Source organism: Mycobacterium sp. IDUB_17, assembly GCF_055419465.1.
Window position 1 is genome coordinate 313,600 of sequence record NZ_JBVAXS010000003.1, and the last position, 16,928, is coordinate 330,527.

At 66.2% G+C, this 16,928-nt stretch carries 16 protein-coding genes and 1 pseudogene; 9 read left to right on the plus strand and 8 right to left on the minus strand.

The window, feature by feature from the left end; translation table 11 throughout:
- The first annotated feature begins 7 nt into the window (after positions 1-7).
- From ACZYZ7_RS14440 to ACZYZ7_RS14455, 4 genes are all read left to right on the plus strand, one after another.
- Positions 8-766 (plus strand): SCO6745 family protein, encoded by a 759-nt coding sequence (locus tag ACZYZ7_RS14440; RefSeq protein ID WP_450071008.1) that lies wholly within the window; start codon positions 8-10, stop codon positions 764-766.
- Between the two features lie 12 nt (positions 767-778).
- Positions 779-1,435 (plus strand): maleylpyruvate isomerase family mycothiol-dependent enzyme, encoded by a 657-nt coding sequence (locus ACZYZ7_RS14445; protein WP_463741212.1) that lies wholly within the window; start codon positions 779-781, stop codon positions 1,433-1,435.
- 234 nt (positions 1,436-1,669) lie between these two features.
- Positions 1,670-2,095, plus strand: coding sequence for an MmpS family transport accessory protein (locus ACZYZ7_RS14450; protein WP_463741213.1), 426 nt, complete (start codon positions 1,670-1,672; stop codon positions 2,093-2,095).
- Positions 2,092-4,989, plus strand: a complete 2,898-nt coding sequence (locus tag ACZYZ7_RS14455) for an MMPL/RND family transporter (protein WP_463741214.1) — start codon at positions 2,092-2,094, stop codon at positions 4,987-4,989. Before ACZYZ7_RS14450 ends, ACZYZ7_RS14455 begins: the two co-directional genes overlap by 4 nt.
- A gap of 15 nt (positions 4,990-5,004) precedes the next feature.
- Here ACZYZ7_RS14455 and ACZYZ7_RS14460 read toward each other — a convergent pair whose 3' ends face one another.
- Positions 5,005-6,027 (minus strand): fused (3R)-hydroxyacyl-ACP dehydratase subunits HadA/HadB, encoded by a 1,023-nt coding sequence (locus tag ACZYZ7_RS14460; protein ID WP_211156689.1) that lies wholly within the window; start codon positions 6,025-6,027, stop codon positions 5,005-5,007.
- A 172-nt stretch (positions 6,028-6,199) separates the two neighbouring features.
- Between ACZYZ7_RS14460 and ACZYZ7_RS14465 the strand changes: the two genes are divergently transcribed.
- Positions 6,200-7,417: a hypothetical protein gene (locus tag ACZYZ7_RS14465; RefSeq protein ID WP_463741429.1), complete on the plus strand. Its 1,218-nt coding sequence runs from the start codon at positions 6,200-6,202 to the stop codon at positions 7,415-7,417.
- Here the strand turns inward: ACZYZ7_RS14465 and ACZYZ7_RS14470 are convergent.
- The gene (locus tag ACZYZ7_RS14470; RefSeq protein ID WP_135459624.1) at positions 7,374-7,949 is read right to left on the minus strand and encodes a PadR family transcriptional regulator; all 576 of its coding nucleotides are present in this window, start codon (positions 7,947-7,949) and stop codon (positions 7,374-7,376) included. The genes ACZYZ7_RS14465 and ACZYZ7_RS14470 overlap by 44 nt on opposite strands.
- Positions 7,950-8,052: 103 nt before the next feature.
- Here ACZYZ7_RS14470 and ACZYZ7_RS14475 point away from each other — a divergent pair, with 103 nt between their 5' ends.
- On the plus strand, positions 8,053-8,469 hold the full coding sequence (locus tag ACZYZ7_RS14475; protein WP_135459623.1) for a nuclear transport factor 2 family protein: 417 nt from the start codon (positions 8,053-8,055) through the stop codon (positions 8,467-8,469).
- 25 nt (positions 8,470-8,494) lie between these two features.
- Here the strand turns inward: ACZYZ7_RS14475 and ACZYZ7_RS14480 are convergent, their stop codons facing one another.
- Entirely contained in the window at positions 8,495-10,318 is a 1,824-nt protein-coding gene (locus ACZYZ7_RS14480; RefSeq protein ID WP_450071010.1) for a hypothetical protein, read from the minus strand.
- 247 nt (positions 10,319-10,565) lie between these two features.
- Here ACZYZ7_RS14480 and ACZYZ7_RS14485 point away from each other — a divergent pair, with 247 nt between their 5' ends.
- From ACZYZ7_RS14485 to ACZYZ7_RS14495, 3 genes and pseudogenes are all read left to right on the plus strand, one after another.
- Entirely contained in the window at positions 10,566-10,913 is a 348-nt protein-coding gene (locus ACZYZ7_RS14485) for a hypothetical protein (protein WP_450071011.1), read from the plus strand.
- Between the two features lie 156 nt (positions 10,914-11,069).
- Positions 11,070-11,408: an ArsR/SmtB family transcription factor gene (locus ACZYZ7_RS14490; protein WP_210115608.1), complete on the plus strand. Its 339-nt coding sequence runs from the start codon at positions 11,070-11,072 to the stop codon at positions 11,406-11,408.
- A gap of 40 nt (positions 11,409-11,448) precedes the next feature.
- Positions 11,449-11,586: pseudogene (locus tag ACZYZ7_RS14495) on the plus strand (SRPBCC family protein); the annotation flags it as partial.
- Positions 11,587-11,628: 42 nt separating this feature from the next.
- On the opposite strand, the gene ACZYZ7_RS14500 reads toward ACZYZ7_RS14495, so the two are convergent.
- The 5 genes from ACZYZ7_RS14500 to ACZYZ7_RS14520 are packed head-to-tail and all read right to left on the minus strand — an operon-like array spanning position 11,629 to position 16,431.
- Positions 11,629-12,414 carry an MHYT domain-containing protein gene (locus ACZYZ7_RS14500; protein ID WP_135459618.1) on the minus strand — a complete coding sequence of 262 codons (786 nt, stop codon included), beginning with the start codon at positions 12,412-12,414 and terminating at the stop codon, positions 11,629-11,631.
- A 40-nt stretch (positions 12,415-12,454) separates the two neighbouring features.
- Positions 12,455-13,039: a GTP-binding protein gene (locus ACZYZ7_RS14505; RefSeq protein ID WP_450071012.1), complete on the minus strand. Its 585-nt coding sequence runs from the start codon at positions 13,037-13,039 to the stop codon at positions 12,455-12,457.
- Positions 13,020-13,397: a DUF742 domain-containing protein gene (locus tag ACZYZ7_RS14510; RefSeq protein ID WP_135459617.1), complete on the minus strand. Its 378-nt coding sequence runs from the start codon at positions 13,395-13,397 to the stop codon at positions 13,020-13,022. Before ACZYZ7_RS14510 ends, ACZYZ7_RS14505 begins: the two co-directional genes overlap by 20 nt.
- The gene (locus ACZYZ7_RS14515) at positions 13,394-13,849 is read right to left on the minus strand and encodes a roadblock/LC7 domain-containing protein (RefSeq protein WP_286175228.1); all 456 of its coding nucleotides are present in this window, start codon (positions 13,847-13,849) and stop codon (positions 13,394-13,396) included. Before ACZYZ7_RS14515 ends, ACZYZ7_RS14510 begins: the two co-directional genes overlap by 4 nt.
- Complete coding sequence (locus ACZYZ7_RS14520) at positions 13,846-16,431, minus strand: sensor histidine kinase (protein WP_210115606.1); 2,586 nt, start codon at positions 16,429-16,431, stop codon at positions 13,846-13,848. The genes ACZYZ7_RS14515 and ACZYZ7_RS14520 overlap by 4 nt, the downstream gene beginning before the upstream one ends.
- Positions 16,432-16,928 lie beyond the last annotated feature (497 nt).

Here is a 16,928-nt window from a genome sequence, read left to right on the forward strand (position 1 = left end):
CACTGCCATGAGCAACACCGACATGCTGGACGCTGCCGCAGCCACGGGAACGGCGATGGAGCAGGCGGTAGCGATCTTCATGCTGCATCCGGAGAACTTCGGTGCCAGTGTTGCCGCCGGCTACGAGAACCCGTTGGCGGGCTACGTGGCCGGCCGCGGCGGAGTGCTGGGCGAGGCGACGGGCGCCACCGTCAGTGCGGTCTTCGCGGTGTTCGAACCGAACGGGTTGGCTGCGATGTGGGACGAGGGCATTGCGGTGCGCGGTGCTGCCGGTGCGGCGCAACAGTATTGGGATCAGGCCGCGGAGTTCGGGCGTAAGTACCTGTCCGGTGCCCAGGGGCTGGACCGCATCGCCGCCTTGGGAGAGAAGCTCATCGCTGCGGCGCCGATCGCGGGGCTGCCGCTGTACGCCGGGTGGCGTGCGATGCCGTTGGACGAGGATCCCGCCGCGCGGGCGTTGCAGGTGATGTTCGTGCTCCGCGAACTGCGCGCCGGTGTGCACTTCAACGCGCTCACGATCTCGGGCATCGCACCGGTTGAGGCGCACATGCTCAACAAGGGTCCGCAGTACACCACGATGTTCGGTTGGCCCGAACCGTTCGCCGACGGCGCAGACAAGAAGGACCGTTACGCCGAGATCGAGCAGGCGACCAACCGGCGAATGGCCGAGATCTTCGCGGCCGCTCTCGATCCGGCCGAGGCGCAGGAGCTGGCCGAGCTGAGCACGGGCGCGCTGGCCTCGTTGAAGGCGAACGTCCCAGGCTGAACGGACTGAACCGTGCGGCTGGGCCCGGAGGAACGCGAGCGGGTGTTCGCAGCGGTGGCCGACGAGCGCCGGTCGATCGCCACACTGGTCGAAGGGCTGGACGAAGACCAGCTGGCCACGCCGAGCCTGTGCGCCGGCTGGGACGTCAAAACCGTTGCGGCACATCTGGTCAGCGATTTCACCGATGGGTTCTGGGGCTTTCTGGCCAGCGGTCTTCGGCACGGCAGCATCGACCGCGGGATCGACGCGCTGGCCCGTCGCCGCGCGCAAGCGTCTGCGGCTGAAATAGCTGAGACACTGCGCGGCCGGGCCGGCCACAGACTGAGCCCACCGGTCACAGGTCCGCTGTCAGGCCTGACCGACGTGTTGGTACACGGTGCCGACATGCGGTTACCACTGGGGCTTCCGCATCACCCGGATCCGCAGCATGTCGCGCGGGTGCTCGATTTCCTCACCAGCCGAACGCAGCTCGGTTTCTTCCCGCACCGGCGCCTGCGGGGTATCGCGTTGCACGACGCGGACACCGGGCGGACATGGGGTGACGGCCAGGTCATCACCGGTCCGGGCGTCGCGCTGATGCTGGCGGTGTGCGGACGCACCGTCGCGTTCGACCGTCTCGCGGGCCCGGGACTTCCCGTGCTGCGCTCGCGCCTGCACCTGTCGGATTGAGCTCTCTACCACGCATTTCGTCGCGTTTTCATCCGGCAGCCGAGGTTTGCTCCTTAAGCTGACCACGACCACCAAATCCTGTGGCCATTCGAAACGTCGAAGGGCCTGGACGATGACAGCTGCCAATAGGTTTCCGACACGTGTGCCGCGGTCACGTGTTCGATGGCCTTGGGAAAAGGGCCGGGTCGTCGGGTGGCCGAAGGTTGCATTCGTCAACTTCGGGAGGCAGCGGCGATGACAAGAGTATTCCGGAAGGTCTGGCTACCGATCGCCATCATGGTTGCCCTGACAGTGGGTGTGCTCACGGTGTCGCACCTGCGGACCATTTTCGGTGCCCATCCGGTGCTGGTGACACCGATCGGCGCGGACACCGCGGAGAAATTCAATCCCAAGGTCGTCACCTATGAGGTGTTCGGCTCGAGCTCCACGGCGGTGATCAATTACAAGGACCTTGACGGCAATCCGCAGCGCGCCGGAACCGTGGGTCTGCCCTGGACCTTGACGTTGACGACCACCGCACCATCGGCGTCGCCGAACATCCTGGCCCAAACCGACGGTGACAGCATCGGCTGCCGGATCACCGTCGATGACGTGGTCAAGGACGAACGGACCTCCTCCGGTGTGAATGCACAGACCTTCTGCTTGGTGAAGGCAGCATGAGCGCGCCGGTGGACGACGCTCCGACCGAGGCGATTCCGGGTCCGCGTCATACCGCACACCCGTCGATCCCCAGGTTCATCCGGATTTTCGCCGTGCCGATCATCCTGATCTGGATCGCCCTCATCGCCATGCTCAACATCGTTGTGCCACAACTTGAAGAAGTGGGCAAGATGCGCTCGGTGTCGATGAGTCCCAACGACGCCCCGTCGATGATCGCGATCAAACGCATCGGCACGAAGTTCGACGAATACAGCAGCAGTAGCTCGGTCATGCTCGTGATCGAGGGCCAGGACAAGTTGGGCGCCGACGCGCACGCCTATTACGATCAGATGGTCCGTGACCTGCGTGCCGACACGAAACACGTGCAGCATGTGCAGGACCTGTGGGGTGATTCATTCACCGCGGCAGGCGCTCAGAGCGTCGACGGCAAGGCCGCTTACGTCCAGGTCTATCTGGCCGGCGATCAGGGTGAGGCACTGGCCAACGAATCGGTGGACGCCGTTCGTGCCATCGCCGAGAACACCCCGGCGCCACCGGGAGTCAAGGCGTACGTGACCGGTGCCGCGGCGACGAGTTCCGATCAGAACAGGATCGGCGACGAGAGCATGCAGATGATCGAGTTCGTGACCATCGGCGTCATCGTCGTCATGCTGTTGGTGATCTACCGCTCCGTCGTCACGACCATCGTCCTGTTCTCTCTGGTGATCTTCGGACTGTTGGGTGCACGCGGGATCGTGGCATTCTTGGGTTACCACAATGTCTTTGGCCTCACGACCTTCGCGACCAACATGGTGGTGACCTTGGCCATCGCCGCGGTCACCGACTACGGGATCTTCCTGATCGGCCGATACCACGAGGCGCGCCGAGCAGGTGAGGATCGAGAATCGGCGTACTACACCATGTTTCACGGGACCGCGCACGTGGTACTGGCCTCCGGCCTGACCATCGCGGGCGCCACCTTCTGCTTGCACTTCACCCGGCTGCCCTACTTCCAGACCATGGGCTACCCCTTGGCCGTCGGCATGGCGTTCGTTGTCGCAGTGGCCCTGACGTTGGGAACCGCGATCATCTCGGTGGTCACGCGCTTCGGCAACGTGCTGGAACCCAAGGGAGCGACAAAGTCCCGAGGGTGGCGGCGGGTGGGCACCGCGACTGTCCGCTGGCCCGGCCCACTTCTGGTGCTCGCAGTTCTGGCGTCCCTGATCGGTCTGCTCGCGCTGCCCGGGTACCACACCATCTACAACGACCGGATCTATCTGCCCCATGATGCCTCGGCGAATGTCGGTTACGCCGCCGCGACCAGACATTTCTCCGAAGCCAGGATGAATCCGGATGTGATGATGGTCGAGACCGACCACGACATGCGAAATCCGGCCGACTTCCTGGTGATCAACAAGATCGCGAAGGCGTTGGCGCAGGTGCCGGGTATCGCCCAGGTGCAGACCATCACCCGACCCGATGGCAAGCCGATCGAACACTCGACGATCCCGTACACGCTCAGCCAGAGCGGTACCGGCCAGATCATGGGCAACGACTACCAGCAGGGCGTCATCGCCAACATCCTGGCCCAGGCCGGCGAGATGCAGACCTCCATCGACACCATGGAGAAGATGCAGTCCATCACCCAGCAGATGGCCGCGGTCACCCACAGCATGGTGTTGAAGACCAAGAAGACGTCGACGGATACCAATGAGATTCGCGACCACATCGCCGACTTCGATGACTTCTTCCGGCCGATCCGCAACTACTTCTACTGGGAGCCGCACTGTTTCGACATCCCCATCTGTTGGTCGCTGCGGTCGATATTCGACACTCTCGACGGAATCAGCACGGTGTCTGACGACCTTCAGGATCTAGTACCAGACCTGGAGCGCCTGGACGCCCTGATGCCGCAGTTGGTTGCATTGATGCCGTCGATGATCCAGTCGATGAAGAACCAGAAGCAGATGATGCTCAACCAGTATCAGGTGCAGAAGACCCAGCAGGACCAGACGATGGCCCAGCAAAAGGACAGCACCGCGATGGGGGAGGCGTTCGACAAAGCCCAGAACGACGACTCGTTCTACCTACCGCCGGAGGCATTCGAAACCGATGACTTCCAGCGGGGCATGAAACTGATGATGTCGCCGGACGGAAAAGCCGTGCGGTTCACCATCATTCACCAAGGTGACCCGCTGACCCCGGAGGGGACGGCCCGTGCCGATGCGCTCAAAGCCGCTGCGGCCGCGGCGATCAGGGGAACGCCGTTCGAGGGATCCTCGATCTACCTGGGCGGTAGCGCAGCCATGTTCAAGGACATGCAGCAGGGCGCCAACTACGACCTGCTCATCGCGGCGACGGCCGCGCTCCTGTTGATCCTCGTCATCATGATGATCCTCACCCGGGCCTTGGTGGCGGCAGCCGTCATCGTCGGCACCGTGGTGATCAGCTTGGCCACTGCCTTCGGGCTCTCGGTGGTGCTCTGGCAACACATCGTCGGCATCCCGCTGCACTGGATGGTGCTGCCGATGGCGGTCATCGTGCTGGTGGCCGTGGGTGCGGACTACAACCTGCTGCTGGTCTCGCGAATGAAGGAGGAGATCCACGCCGGGTTGAAGACCGGCACCATCCGCGCCATGGGCGCCAGCGGCCCGGTGGTCACCGCGGCCGGTCTGGTGTTCGCCTTCACCATGGCGTCGATGTCGGTCAGCAGCCTGATCGTCATCGGCCAGGTCGGCACGACAATCGGCCTCGGCTTGCTGTTCGACACGTTCGTGATCCGGGCGCTGATGACGCCGTCCATCGCCACCCTGCTCGGGCGGTGGTTCTGGTGGCCCCAGCGGGTGCGTCCTCGTCCGCCGCGCTCGCCGTGGCCCAAGCCGATCCAGCGCGATCCGGCCGAGGTGGCGTCGTGAGGCGGCTTCAGCGGGTCAGCTGAAGCGGATGTTCATCGTCGCCAGGCCGAAGATCTTCTTGCCGTCGGCCTTTGCGGCGACGATGACGACACCGGTGCGGGTTTCCGGGTCAAGCGACTTGATCTTGCCGCTGAACTCGATGTCGGCGCCCTCTTTGGCTGACACGATCGCGGGCTGGGACAGCCGCACGGCGTAGCGGGTCACTGCCCCCGGATCGCCCGACCAGGTGGAGACGAATCCGGCACCCAGGCCCATGGTGAGCATTCCGTGTGCGATCACATCGGGCAGCCCGGCCAGCTTGGCGATGTCCTCGTCCCAGTGGATCGGGTTGGCATCGCCGGCCACGCCGGCATAGTTCACCAGGTCGCCGCGGGACAGCCGGGTGTGGTGCACGCCGATCTCGTCGCCGACCTTCAGGTCATCGAAGGACGGGGTGCCCGGGGTGCGGGTGGTGCTCTCGGCGATCCGGATCTCGCCCTCGGGGCGGACGGTCTTCTCGTACTCGTCGTCGCCTACTCCGAAGATGTCGACGTCGTGCATCATCGCCCGTTGGACGGCGGTCTTGATCTCCGGATTGAGATCTTCGGCGGTGACGCCGACGACGGTGGTGTGCAGGGTGTGCACGCGCTCGCCGGCCCGGTCCGTGAAGGTGTTGGTGACGGTGATCATGTCCCGACCGGCGATCCGGCGGACCGACGTCAGCTCGACGTCGACATGCAGCTCGTCGCCGGCGACGATCGGGCGGTGCTGCTCGAAGACCTCTTCGGTCTGCAGGTAGGTGTCATAACCGACGACGATCGACTCGAACATGCGCCGGTTGCAGGCCATGGCCGGGGTCGAGGTGAAGGTCAGCGGCGCGACCAGGCCCGAGTAGCCCAGCTTCGCGGCGGCGTCGACGTCCCAGTGTGCGGGGTTGTAGTCCTGCACGGCACGGGCGTACTCGCGGACCTTCTCGCGGCCGACCAGGTAGAGGCCGTCTGCCTCGTAGTAGTGGCCGACGCGGGCTTCGAGCGCCGATGCTTCTGGTGCTGCGGTCATGAATTTGCTCAACTTTTCTATCGGCCCGTTCGCTGAAGCCGACGAAAGCACACTAACGTCTGACCGCCATTACGCGTACAACCGGCAGCGCTCGATGAGAATCCGGGCCGGCCGTTCGTGGCGAATGATCAACTGCCGATTGCCGGCCGCGATCAGCGGATATGGTGCGGCCATGCCCGACCTCAGTAACTCCGAGCTCGTGTCTGCCTACGCCGCCCAGTTCAACCAGTCGGTGCTCAATGGGCACGCAGTGGCCTCGCCGCTGGGCCTGTGGCTGTTGTTGGCGTTGGTCGGCCCGGCGACCGCGGAAGAGTTGCGGCGCGATCTCGAGGCGGCGCTCGGTACGACGGTCGACGATGCCGCCGCGCGGGCCGGCGCTCTGTTGAGTGAGCCGCACCCGGCGGTGTCTGCCCTCGCCGCGGTGTGGGACCGCGAGTTGGGGCCGGCGTTCGACGAATGGGCGCGCACCCTGCCCGATGTCGTGGAGCGGGGACCGGTCCCGGAGCAGGCGCAGGCCAATGCCTGGGCGCGGTCCCAGACGAACGGATTGATCGACCAATTCCCGCTCCAGCTCAACGAATTGACCAGGCTGGTACTGGCTTCCGCGCTCGCCACCGATATCGGCTGGGCGCAACCGCTGGGCACCACGAATGAGTTGGGCGGGCCCTTCGGTGAACAGATCAGCACGGCATTGACGTTCCGGGACGGAATCCAGCTGGTGGTCGACACCGAGGCCGCCGGGCTGGTCGCGGTGGCGGCACCGCCCTCGTCGTCGTCGCTCGATGTCTTCAGCGTGATCGCCGCGCCCGAGGTGGTGCCCCACGATGTGGACACCGCAGCGCATCAGGTGGCGGCGATGCTGCGGGGTGACGGATGCGCGGCGCGTCGTGTCCCGGTCGAGGAACTGGCTGACGGGCATGCGTGGACGGTGAACGAGCGGCACGAGCGCAGGGTGGGAGGCCCCGACGTTCACGCGGAGTGGAGCACGTACCTGCCGGCCTGGTCGGCGACGAGTGACCACGATCTCGAGAACGCACCCGGTGTGGGTCCGGTGTTCGGCGCGCTCCGCGGCTTCGCGCGGCCCGAGGACCTACCGGTGGAGTTCAGCGCCCGGCAGTCGGCCGTCGCCGCCTATACGCGAGAAGGTTTCAAGGCGGCTGCGGTGACGGCGATCGACATGCGCGCCGGATCGGTGCCGCGGTTCCGCGAGGTGTTGGTGCGCCGGATCGAGATCCGCTTCAACCGCCCGTTCGCAGTGCTGGCCTGCGCGGACCGCTATGACGGGCCGGAGGCCTGGCGTGGAGTGCCGGTATTCAGCGCGTGGGTCACCGAGCCGCAGGACACCGTCATCGACGAGGCCGGCCCGCCGCGGCCAGTCGCTGTTCGATGACGGCCAGTGCCCGGTCCGCCCAGTCGAGGTTCTCTTCCTCGAACCGGATTCCGCGCAGCAATGTCAGATAGGGGCCGATGCGCTCGGCCTCGGCCAGGTACGCGGCTTCGGTGCGACCGGCCAGCAGGAGGTCTTGCACGCGGCGGTAACGCGCGAGTTTGGCGGTGGCCCATTGCCGGCGTTCGGTGAGCGCGTCGCGGACCGCTTCGATATTGCCGGAATCCACTGCCTGGACCTGAACGAGGAGATCTTCGCGGATCGCGCCGGGCTTCGGCGGCACCTCGGTGAACTCGAGCAATGCCTGCCGGCCCGCGTCGGTCAGTGAGTAGAGGCGCTTGTTCGGTCGCCGGTCCTGCTCGACGAGCCGGGCGGCGATGAGACCGTCGGCGGCCATGCGGTCCAGTTCGCGGTAGAGCTGCTGAGGGGTGGCCATCCAGAAGTTGGCGACCGACGCGTCGAACCCTTTGGCCAGGTCATAGCCGGATGCCTCGCCGTCGAGCAGCGCGGCCAGGACTGCGTCGCGTAACGCCATGAGCAGATGCTAGCAGCGAAGTGATTATTCAAAATGTTGACTATTGAAAGCTGTCGCGCCTAGCATCGCCGCTAGTTGATGAATCGGGTATTGGAGGTGGCATATGCATCCGTTCAGGAAGGCAGTGGAGGCCCGCGACGAGGCCGCGATCGAGGCGCTGTTGGCCGACGACGTGGTGTTCACCAGCCCGGTGGCGTTCAAGCCGTACCCGGGCAAGCCGATCACGGCAGCGATCCTGCGTGCGGTCATGCGGGTCTTCGAGGACTTCCGGTACGTCCGGGAGATCGCCGACGCCTCGGGGCAGGATCATGCGCTGGTCTTCGAGGCCACGGTGGACGGCAAGAAGATCACCGGATGCGACTTCCTGCATCACGATGCCGACGGCAAGATCGATGACTTCATGGTGATGGTCCGGCCGCTGTCGGGTGCGACCGCCCTGTCCGAGGCCATGGCCGCGCAGTTCGAGCGGATCAAACAAGAAGCCGCAGAACAGATTCAGCGAGAGTCCGCTCAGGCCTGATCAGCGGCTCGCCGCTCCGGCTTGATCAGGGCCTGATCAGCGTCCCCGCGTCCGAGGCCGCTTTCTTCAGTTCCGGAATCGTCATGCCGGCGTAGTCGGCATTGACCGGGCCCGCCGCGGTCCCCAGCCACGGCACGACGCCGGGATCCGGGGTGACACCCAGGTGGTAGGCCTGGATGCCGGGCAGGTGGTACTGGAGGAAGTTGCCCAGCATGTCGACGAGGAAGATCACGCTGCGGATGGGGCCGGTGCCCCACAGCGCCGCGGCGTTGATCAACGGCGTTGCAGCGGCAGGATCACCGATCATCACGATCGAGCCGTAGTGCGGCTTGCTGCCGCCGCCGGGCACGTACTCAGGCATGAACGGTTGTAGCCCGGGTATATCGGTGGAGAAGTAGGCCGCGGTATCGCCGTAGGTGAGGACGTTGACGAACCCGGAGTCAGCCCCGTTGCCCGGCACCGTGGTGTTGAGACCGGGGCTCTCGAAACCGACGCCGCCCAGGCCTGTCTGCTGGGCCACGTACGCGGCTTCCCAGCCACCGAGTGAGTGGCCGGTGACGAAGATGTCCTCCTTGCGGTAGCCCTGCGCGATGGCGGCGGCCTCCACCTCCCGCTCGAAGGCCACCGAATCGGTGAAGGCCCACGGCGTGGTGTCGGTGAAGATCACCTGCGTATCGGCGATCACCTGGGAGACGGCGATCAGCGGATTGTGCAGCAGGTTCGTGCCACCCGTGGTGCCCTGGTAGGCGATGATGATCTGGCCGTCGGGCGTCACCCATGCTTTGGCGGACATTCCCGACAGCACGTTGGTCGATTCCATCTGCTTGCCGTTGACCACGAACGGTTTCAGGTCGCCCGGGGTGCCGCCGAATACATACGCGGCGGTCGCGGCATTGAGGAACTGTGACACCGTCGGGGTCTTGCCGGTCGTGGGCCCGTCGTAGGTCATGGTCGGCGGCACCGGTTGCGCCGCAGGCGTTTTGGTCAGTCCCAGCTGTCCTTCGATCTCCCGGAACGCCGCGAAGATCGCATCGTTGATCGGTGCGAAGTTGATCGGGCTCTTCGGGCCGTTGGCCGACACGGTGATGTCCAGCACCTGCAGGACCGTGTTGACGATGCGGCCGGGCAACTCGGCGATCTTGGCGATCGGCGACAACGGCTCCGGGGGTTTCGGAGTCGTCTTGGTGGTGCTGGATACCGCGGCGACCTTCGCCGTCAGGGGGATTTCGTTCGCGGCGACCTTCGGGGCGGCTTGGATGACCGCAGTGATTTCCGGGAGGGTCGCCGTGCGTTCCGGCGCCGGAGCCGGCGACAGGGCGGAGCCGACGTCCTCGCGGTCGGTGACGGCTGACGGGGCGATCGCCGCCGGGCGCTTCGCCGTCACGCGGGGTGTGAAGTCGGACTTGGCCAAGCGCGTGCCATCGATCCGCAGGGGTGCGGCCGTCTTGATGTTACGGAGTTTCCCGCGGACGATGTCGGCGATCGACTCCGGCTGCGGCGCTGTGGAAGTCGGCTGTGCGGCGGGGGAGTTGACGTCATCGTTCGACGGCGTCGGGTCAGGAGCTGTCTTGCCGGCAGTGTCGGAGGCGTCGGTCTTCGCGGGCGACGAGGGCCGGTTCGGACGTGTGCCACGCCGGTCGGTCGGCTTCTTGGGTCCGTGGCCGGTTCCCGTACTCGAGTGACTCGACGTCTGGCCCGATGAGGTCGATGAACCGGTCGTGCCGGGGTCCGCCCATGCCACCGGGTGGGCACTGGCGCCTGCGATGCCGATGCCGATGGCCACGACCGACAGGCCGTACCGCAGTGGTATGCGGCCGGCGTTCTCCGGGCAGCGCGAACTGTTCACCATTACCGATGTCCCCCTTGACATTCCGCGGAAGTGTCCGGACCGCCGCCAACGGGAATGTCAGCCGTCGCGAACACACGCCGGCCCAATATATGACAACGTGCGATGGCAGTCTTGGTTTTTGCGGCCAATGTGACGGCCCGGCGTCGTAGTCTCAGGTATGCGGTTCAGGGGTCTTGCCGGGGTGAGTGTCGTTGTTGTCTTGGCTGCCGCGGTGGCCACAGGATGCACTACGACCGCGGGTACACCCGTGGCGAAGACGACGAGCGCCACGGTGTCCGAGCCTCCCCGGGCGGCGGAGTCTCCCAAGGCGGCCGAGCCAACCGGAGCGCCCGTGGGCTCGGCGGTCATGAAGGTGACCGGCGGCAGTGTCCCGGTGACCATCCGCTACCGGATCAACGGCGGTACGGAGCAGACCGAGACGAACGTGACGCTTCCGTGGGAGAAGCAGTACTCCGTCTTCGACAAACTGGAATCGGAGGTTGCCGCGGACGGCGGGAGTGCCGCGCTGACCTGCACGATCATGATGGATGGCGACAAACTCGTGTCGTTCAAGACCGAGGTGAAGCCGGTGTGCAACTTCTCCTACTGGGGTTAGGATCTGCCGGCTCACGGTTGGCTGAGTTCTTCAAGCGAAAAGTCCGGTGCCGCAGGTTCATCGGTTCGTACCTTGCCGGCGGCAGGAGCTTCACGCTGCTCGCCTGAGGCGCGAACCTCTTGACAACATACAACCGATTGGTTGTATGTTGGTTTGGTGACCGAGAGCGATGAGGACCGGGCTGACGCCCTGTTCCACGCGCTCGCCGACCGGACCAGGCGGGACATCATGCGCCGGGTCCTGGCGGGGGAGCACTCGGTCTCGGTGCTTGCGGCGAAGTACGACATGAGCTTCGCCGCGGTGCAGAAGCACGTCGCCGTGCTGGAGAAGGCCGGGCTGATCACCAAGCGACGCAACGGTCGTGAGCAGCTGGCCAGCGGTGACGTGCAGGCAGTGCGGTCCGTTGCGTCCATGTTGACTGAGCTGGAACAGGTTTGGCGTGGCCGCATCGCACGCATCGATGAACTGATCGCATCCGATCCCCAGGAGGACTGAACCATGCCCGTGACCGATGTCCAACACGACCTCGACCGCCGAACACAACGGCGGCACGCGCGCGGTCTACGTGAGCACCTACTCCTCCGCCGAAGCGCTTCAGCAGGTGCTGGACATGGGCGTGGTCGAGGGCGCTTCGTCGGCGATCAACCAGATCGACGAGCTGATCGCGTCCTGATTCCCGCGCGGCCCCTCTGACGCCGCGGCGCGGGCGCCCGGTTTACCGGTGCCGTCCGGCCGTGGCGGCCACGGGACGTGACTCGGCCGCGCTCTCCTCGGCGTTGCGATCAGGTGCCAGCATCACGGCGGTGATCGGCACGACGAGTGCGAGCAGGCCGATCACGAAGACGGGGAACAGGAACGAGAACACCTCGGGCCCAGCGGGAACCGGCATCGTGTGATCGACAGTCACTCGCACTGCGGCCATGCCGGTGTAGTGCATGCCGACGACGGCGACGCCCATGACCAGGCCGGCGACGAAACGCAGTCCGCGTGATTCGAGGACGAGTGTGAACCACAGCGCGGCGGTGGCCGCGACCACGGCTATCACGAACGAGAGGACGACAAGGGTGGTGTCGTAGGTCATCGTGCCCTGCATCTGCACTGCCCACATGCCGGTGTAGTGCATGACCGCGACCGCCAGGCCGGTGATCACACCGCCGGCCAGCAGGCGGCGCAGATCGAAGTCCCGGCCGATGGTGATCAGCCCGACGAACACCGCGACGATCGCGATCACGGCCGACGCGACCGTCCAGCCCAGGTGGTACCGGACCATGCTGCTGGGGATCGCGAAGCCGAGCATCGCGATGAAGTGCATGAGCCAGATGCCAACCCCGCCAATGGCGATCGAGGCCATGAGCAGCCAGCGCAGCCGATCGCGTCCACTGGTTGCGGTGGCGCCGCAACGAGTGCAGGCCAGGCCGACGACCGAGCCGGTCACCGAGACGATGTACGCCAGGAACAGCAGCCAGAGGCCCATGTCGAAGTGATGTACTTGGTGGTTCATGACGGGTTCCTCGAGACTGTGAGACTGACGGGCGGTGGATCTAGGAGGCTGTCGACGGAAGGCGTTCCAGTGCGAACGAGGTGATGGCGATCAACGCGTTCTTCGCCGAATCACGGTCCCGTGCATCGACATTGATGATCGGGACATTGGGGGACACCGACATCGCCTCGCGCAGTTCTTCGATGCTGTGGGTCGGGGAGTCGTCGAACTCGTTGACGGCGATCAGGAACGGCAGGCTGCGGGCCTCGAAGAAGTCGACGGCCGCGAAGCTGTCCTCGAGCCTGCGGGTGTCGACGAGCACCACGGCGCCGATCGCACCGTGGACCAGGTCGTCCCACATGAACCAGAAGCGCCGTTGCCCGGGTGTGCCGAACAGGTACAGCACGAGATCGTCGGCGATCGTGATCCGGCCGAAATCCATGGCGACCGTGGTGGTTTCCTTGCCGGGGATCGCCTCGATGTCGTCGTGGCCCTGCGAGGCGTTCGTGACCAGGGCCTCGGTGCGCAACGGCACGATCTCCGACACGGCGCCGACGAACGTGGTCTTGCCGACGCCGAAGCCGCCGGCAATCACGATCTTCGTCGACGACACCGTGGGGCCGGAGTCAGAGTGCGCGTAAACCACTGAGGGTCCTTTCGATCAGTAGGCGCCGTTCTGCAACGGTCGAGCGGTCGGTCAGGGTCGCGTGAACACGAAGGTGGCCGCTGTCCACCAGGTCGCTCACCAGCACCCGGGTCACCCCGATGGGTAGGCCGGCATAGGCCGAGATCTCGGCGATCGACGGCCGGGTGTCGCACAACCGGACGATCACGGCGGGGATGTCGCCCGGCGCGCAGTCGAGCTCACCGGATGACAGCAGGGCCTCCACCGGAGCCTCGATCGGCACCTCGACCCGCGCCCGGGTTCGTCCACCGGTCAGGGTGTACGGCCGCACGCGACTGGCGGACCGCTTCTGCTCGGGTCTGTCCATACTCAGGGTCATCGAGCTCCGGGCGTGGCGCGCGGCGTCGCCTCGACGGTCTTGCCGACCCGGTCGACCAGCAACGCCATCTCGTACCCGACCTGCCCGATGTCGCACGAGGTCGAGGCCAGGGTGGCCAGATATGAGCCGTTGCCGACGCCCATCAACAGCAGGAACCCGTCGTCCATCTCGACGATCGACTGGCGTACGTTCCCCGCCTCGAACAACCTCGCGGCACCAGCCGACAAGCTCGCCAAACCGGAGGTGACCGCGGCCAGTTGCTCCGCACGATCGGCCGGGAGGTGGGAGTTCGACGCCATCAGCAGACCGTCGGCCGACACCAGGATCGCGTGGGCCACACCCGGCACGTCGCGGACGAAGTTGGACACGAACCAGTCGAGGGTCCCGGAGGTCCCAGACGGTGCTGCAGCAGACCCCGCGGACCGTTCATGTGGTTGCGTGCCGGCGTTCATCGATCTCCTTCGATTCGGCTGTGTGCTGCGTCGGTCTCGGCTCGGCCCCTGCGTACGCCGGCCAACTGTCGGCTCAGGATGTCTCGGATGGCCGCGGGATCGTTGGGTCCGTCGGGCCTGGCCCGGGTTTCCGATCTTGCCTCATCCGGCACCAGGCGCGCTCCGCGTTCGCGGATCGGCAGCCCGGATGCGGTGTGCCGCTTCGGTTCCTGTTCGACGGCCTTCGCCGCAGCTTCCCAGCCGGCGTCGGCGGCGCTGGCCCAGACCCGGTTGCGGAATTCCGGTGTCGTCGGATCCATCAGCCACTCCGAGGCCATCCGCTCGAAGATCGGCGCACTCTCGGACTCGACGTCGCGCCACGTGGATTCGCCTGCCCGCTCTGGTTCCGGACTCGGCTGATCCGAGTTGGCCTGGGTGGAACCGCCGGACGTGAAGTACGAAAGCGGATTTCCGCGCTGCGGGCGTTCGGGTTCTTCGGGGACCGCGGCGGGGGCGGGGGCCGGGATGGTCGCGGGATGTCCGTTGACACCGCTGGCGCCGGGCGAGCGCTTCGGCAGTCCGTTGGTGGTCGCCTGGACCGGGGCATCCGGTCCACGTTCGGGCTGCGCCGACGGGGCCGGCGAGGCATTGATGCCGGCGAGCGCCCCAGCGCCGGTGTGCGCACTCCGCGCGTTTCCGGCGGCTCGCGGCCGGGGATCTGCAAGCGAAGACTCGGAGAACGAGCCGGTTCGCAGATCGTCGAGCGTTTCGCCCATCCCGATGGGCGAGACCAGCGTGCCGGGCAGGTGCACACTCGCCGTCACACCGGGCCGCTCGGTCAACGCCGAAGTGGTCCGCAGCCGGACCGTGGCCTCATGGCGTCGCGCCAACCGGCCGACCACGAAAAGGCCCATCCGCTTGGCGGTTTCGGAGGTCACCTCGCCACCGAGCGCGAGTCGCTCGTTCGCGGCGGTCAGATCGTCCTTGGGCATGCCCAGGCCCCGGTCGGCCACCTCGACCAGCAGGCCGGCGTCGACTGCGCGCCCGACGGTCACCAACACCGGCGAGTCCGGTGGTGAGTAGCGCAGGGCGTTGTCGAGCAGCTCGGCGATCAGGTGGCCGATATCGCTTGCGGCCGAGCCGGCGATGGAGACGTCGGCCATGTGCCCGACCTGAACCCGGCGATACTCCTCGACCTCGGACATCGCGGCGCGCAGCATGTCGGGGAGTGCGACGGGTGCTGACGTGCGGTGACGTTCCACGGTGTCGGCGAGGACGAGCAGGTTGTCGCCGTTGCGGCGCATGCGCGTCGCGAGGTGGTCGAGACGGAACAGGTGATCGAGCCGGACCGGATCCTCCTCATCGAGCTCCAGCGTCTCGATGAGGGCCAGCTGCTCTTCGACCAGTGAGCGGCTTCGGCGGGACAGGGTCTCGAACATGTCGCCGATCTGCAGGCGGACCCCGTGCTCACCGGCCAGGCGGACCGCTTGGGAGTGGATGTCGTCGATCGCGCGCGCGAGCTGCCCGACCTCTTCGTTGGTATGGAACGGCAACGTCTGGATCTCCGGCATGCCGCCGCCCTTGCTGAGGCGTTCGATCTCCTCGGGCAGCTCAACCTGCGCCACCTGCAGCGCACCCTGGCGCAGCCGGCCGATCGACCGGATGAGCGAGCGTCCGACGGCGAGGGCGAAGACGAGGGCGGCCAGCACGGCGCCGAGGATGATCGCGGTGTCACGCAGGGCGTCGGAGCGCAACACGTTGGCCCGGTGGTGCAGCGTGCCGTCGAGGTCGGAGGACAGGCGCTGCGTCATCGCGCGGTACTGGTCGACGCTGGCCCGCATCGCTTCGGTGAATGCGGGTGCGTGCACGCTGTCGCCGGACGGATCCATGTAGGTGTCGCGACGGACGTCGGACTCCTTGGACAACGCGGCGGCTTCGTCCGTGGGCGTCAGCCGGCTGAGCCGGTCGATAGCCGCGGCTTCCGCGCCTGCCGCGTCCGCGACCTCGGTGCGCAGCTCGTCCGTATCGGCGAAATCGGGGGCGGCGATCAGTACCCGCTGCGTCGTCAATGCACGTTGCGCCGTGAGCGTGTCCACGAGTTGGTCGGCGAGCGGTCGCACGGTGCGGTCATCGACCGTCCCGGTGGTCGTCGCGATAGCCGAGACGACGCCGGACGCCACGTCGGACGCGCGCTCGGCGATCACCCGCTGGGGCAGCGGTCCGGAGTTGATGTCGTCGCGCAGCGTCTTGGCGGTCGAGGACGCCGCCGTCAGCTGTGCGGCGGCCGCCGGGTCGAACTCGGCGGAGGTGATCAGGGTGTCGAGGGCCTTGGCGGTCTGGTCGAACTGTGCGAGGGGTTCCTCGAGCGGTGCGCCCGCGGCCGCGGCGTAGGCCAGCCCGTCGAGCCGGTCGACCAGCTCCACCGCGGGCACGACGATCACCGCGTTGTCGGACGCGAGGTTCAACCGCGAGGCGGCCGACAGCTCGTTGTAGATGCGAGCTGCGCCGAAGGTCGCCGCGAGCAGGATCGGCAACACCAAGGTCGCCGCGACCTTCCACCGCAGCGGCCAGCTCTCGATCGACGCGCGAGACGCAAGAGTCACGGCCGGACGCTCATGTTCTCCGACGCTCGGATCATGTGCATCCACAGCCGTACCACCCTTCACCGAGCAAATTGACGTTCCAGCAGGGGTACTCGGCCACCGGACAGGGTAGGTGATAGGTAACGATTCCGCATCGACGGGGCTAAGGGCGGCGCGTTCGCTGGCGCGCTTCCTTAACTTGTGTCCGCGCGCTACGTGCAGGTTTCCGTACAAACTAAGAAGATGCGGCGATCGGCGCCGCCCCATCGGGCAGAGGTCCGCCGCGATGGACGGATTGCGGTAGCTGGCACCGCAGGCCGCGATGACCTTGATCGCTCGATCAGTTCGGATGAGCGCTCGGGGCAGCAAACATGGCGGCGGAAAATGTCAAATTCGCGAGTGTGAAATGAGTGTGAAATACGTCTCTGTCGCGCTTCTTTCAGTGTGCGAACGCTGCTTAAGAGGGATCCTTAATGTGTCCACGGCCAACTCGATGCATCGTCTCAGCTTGGCCGAGC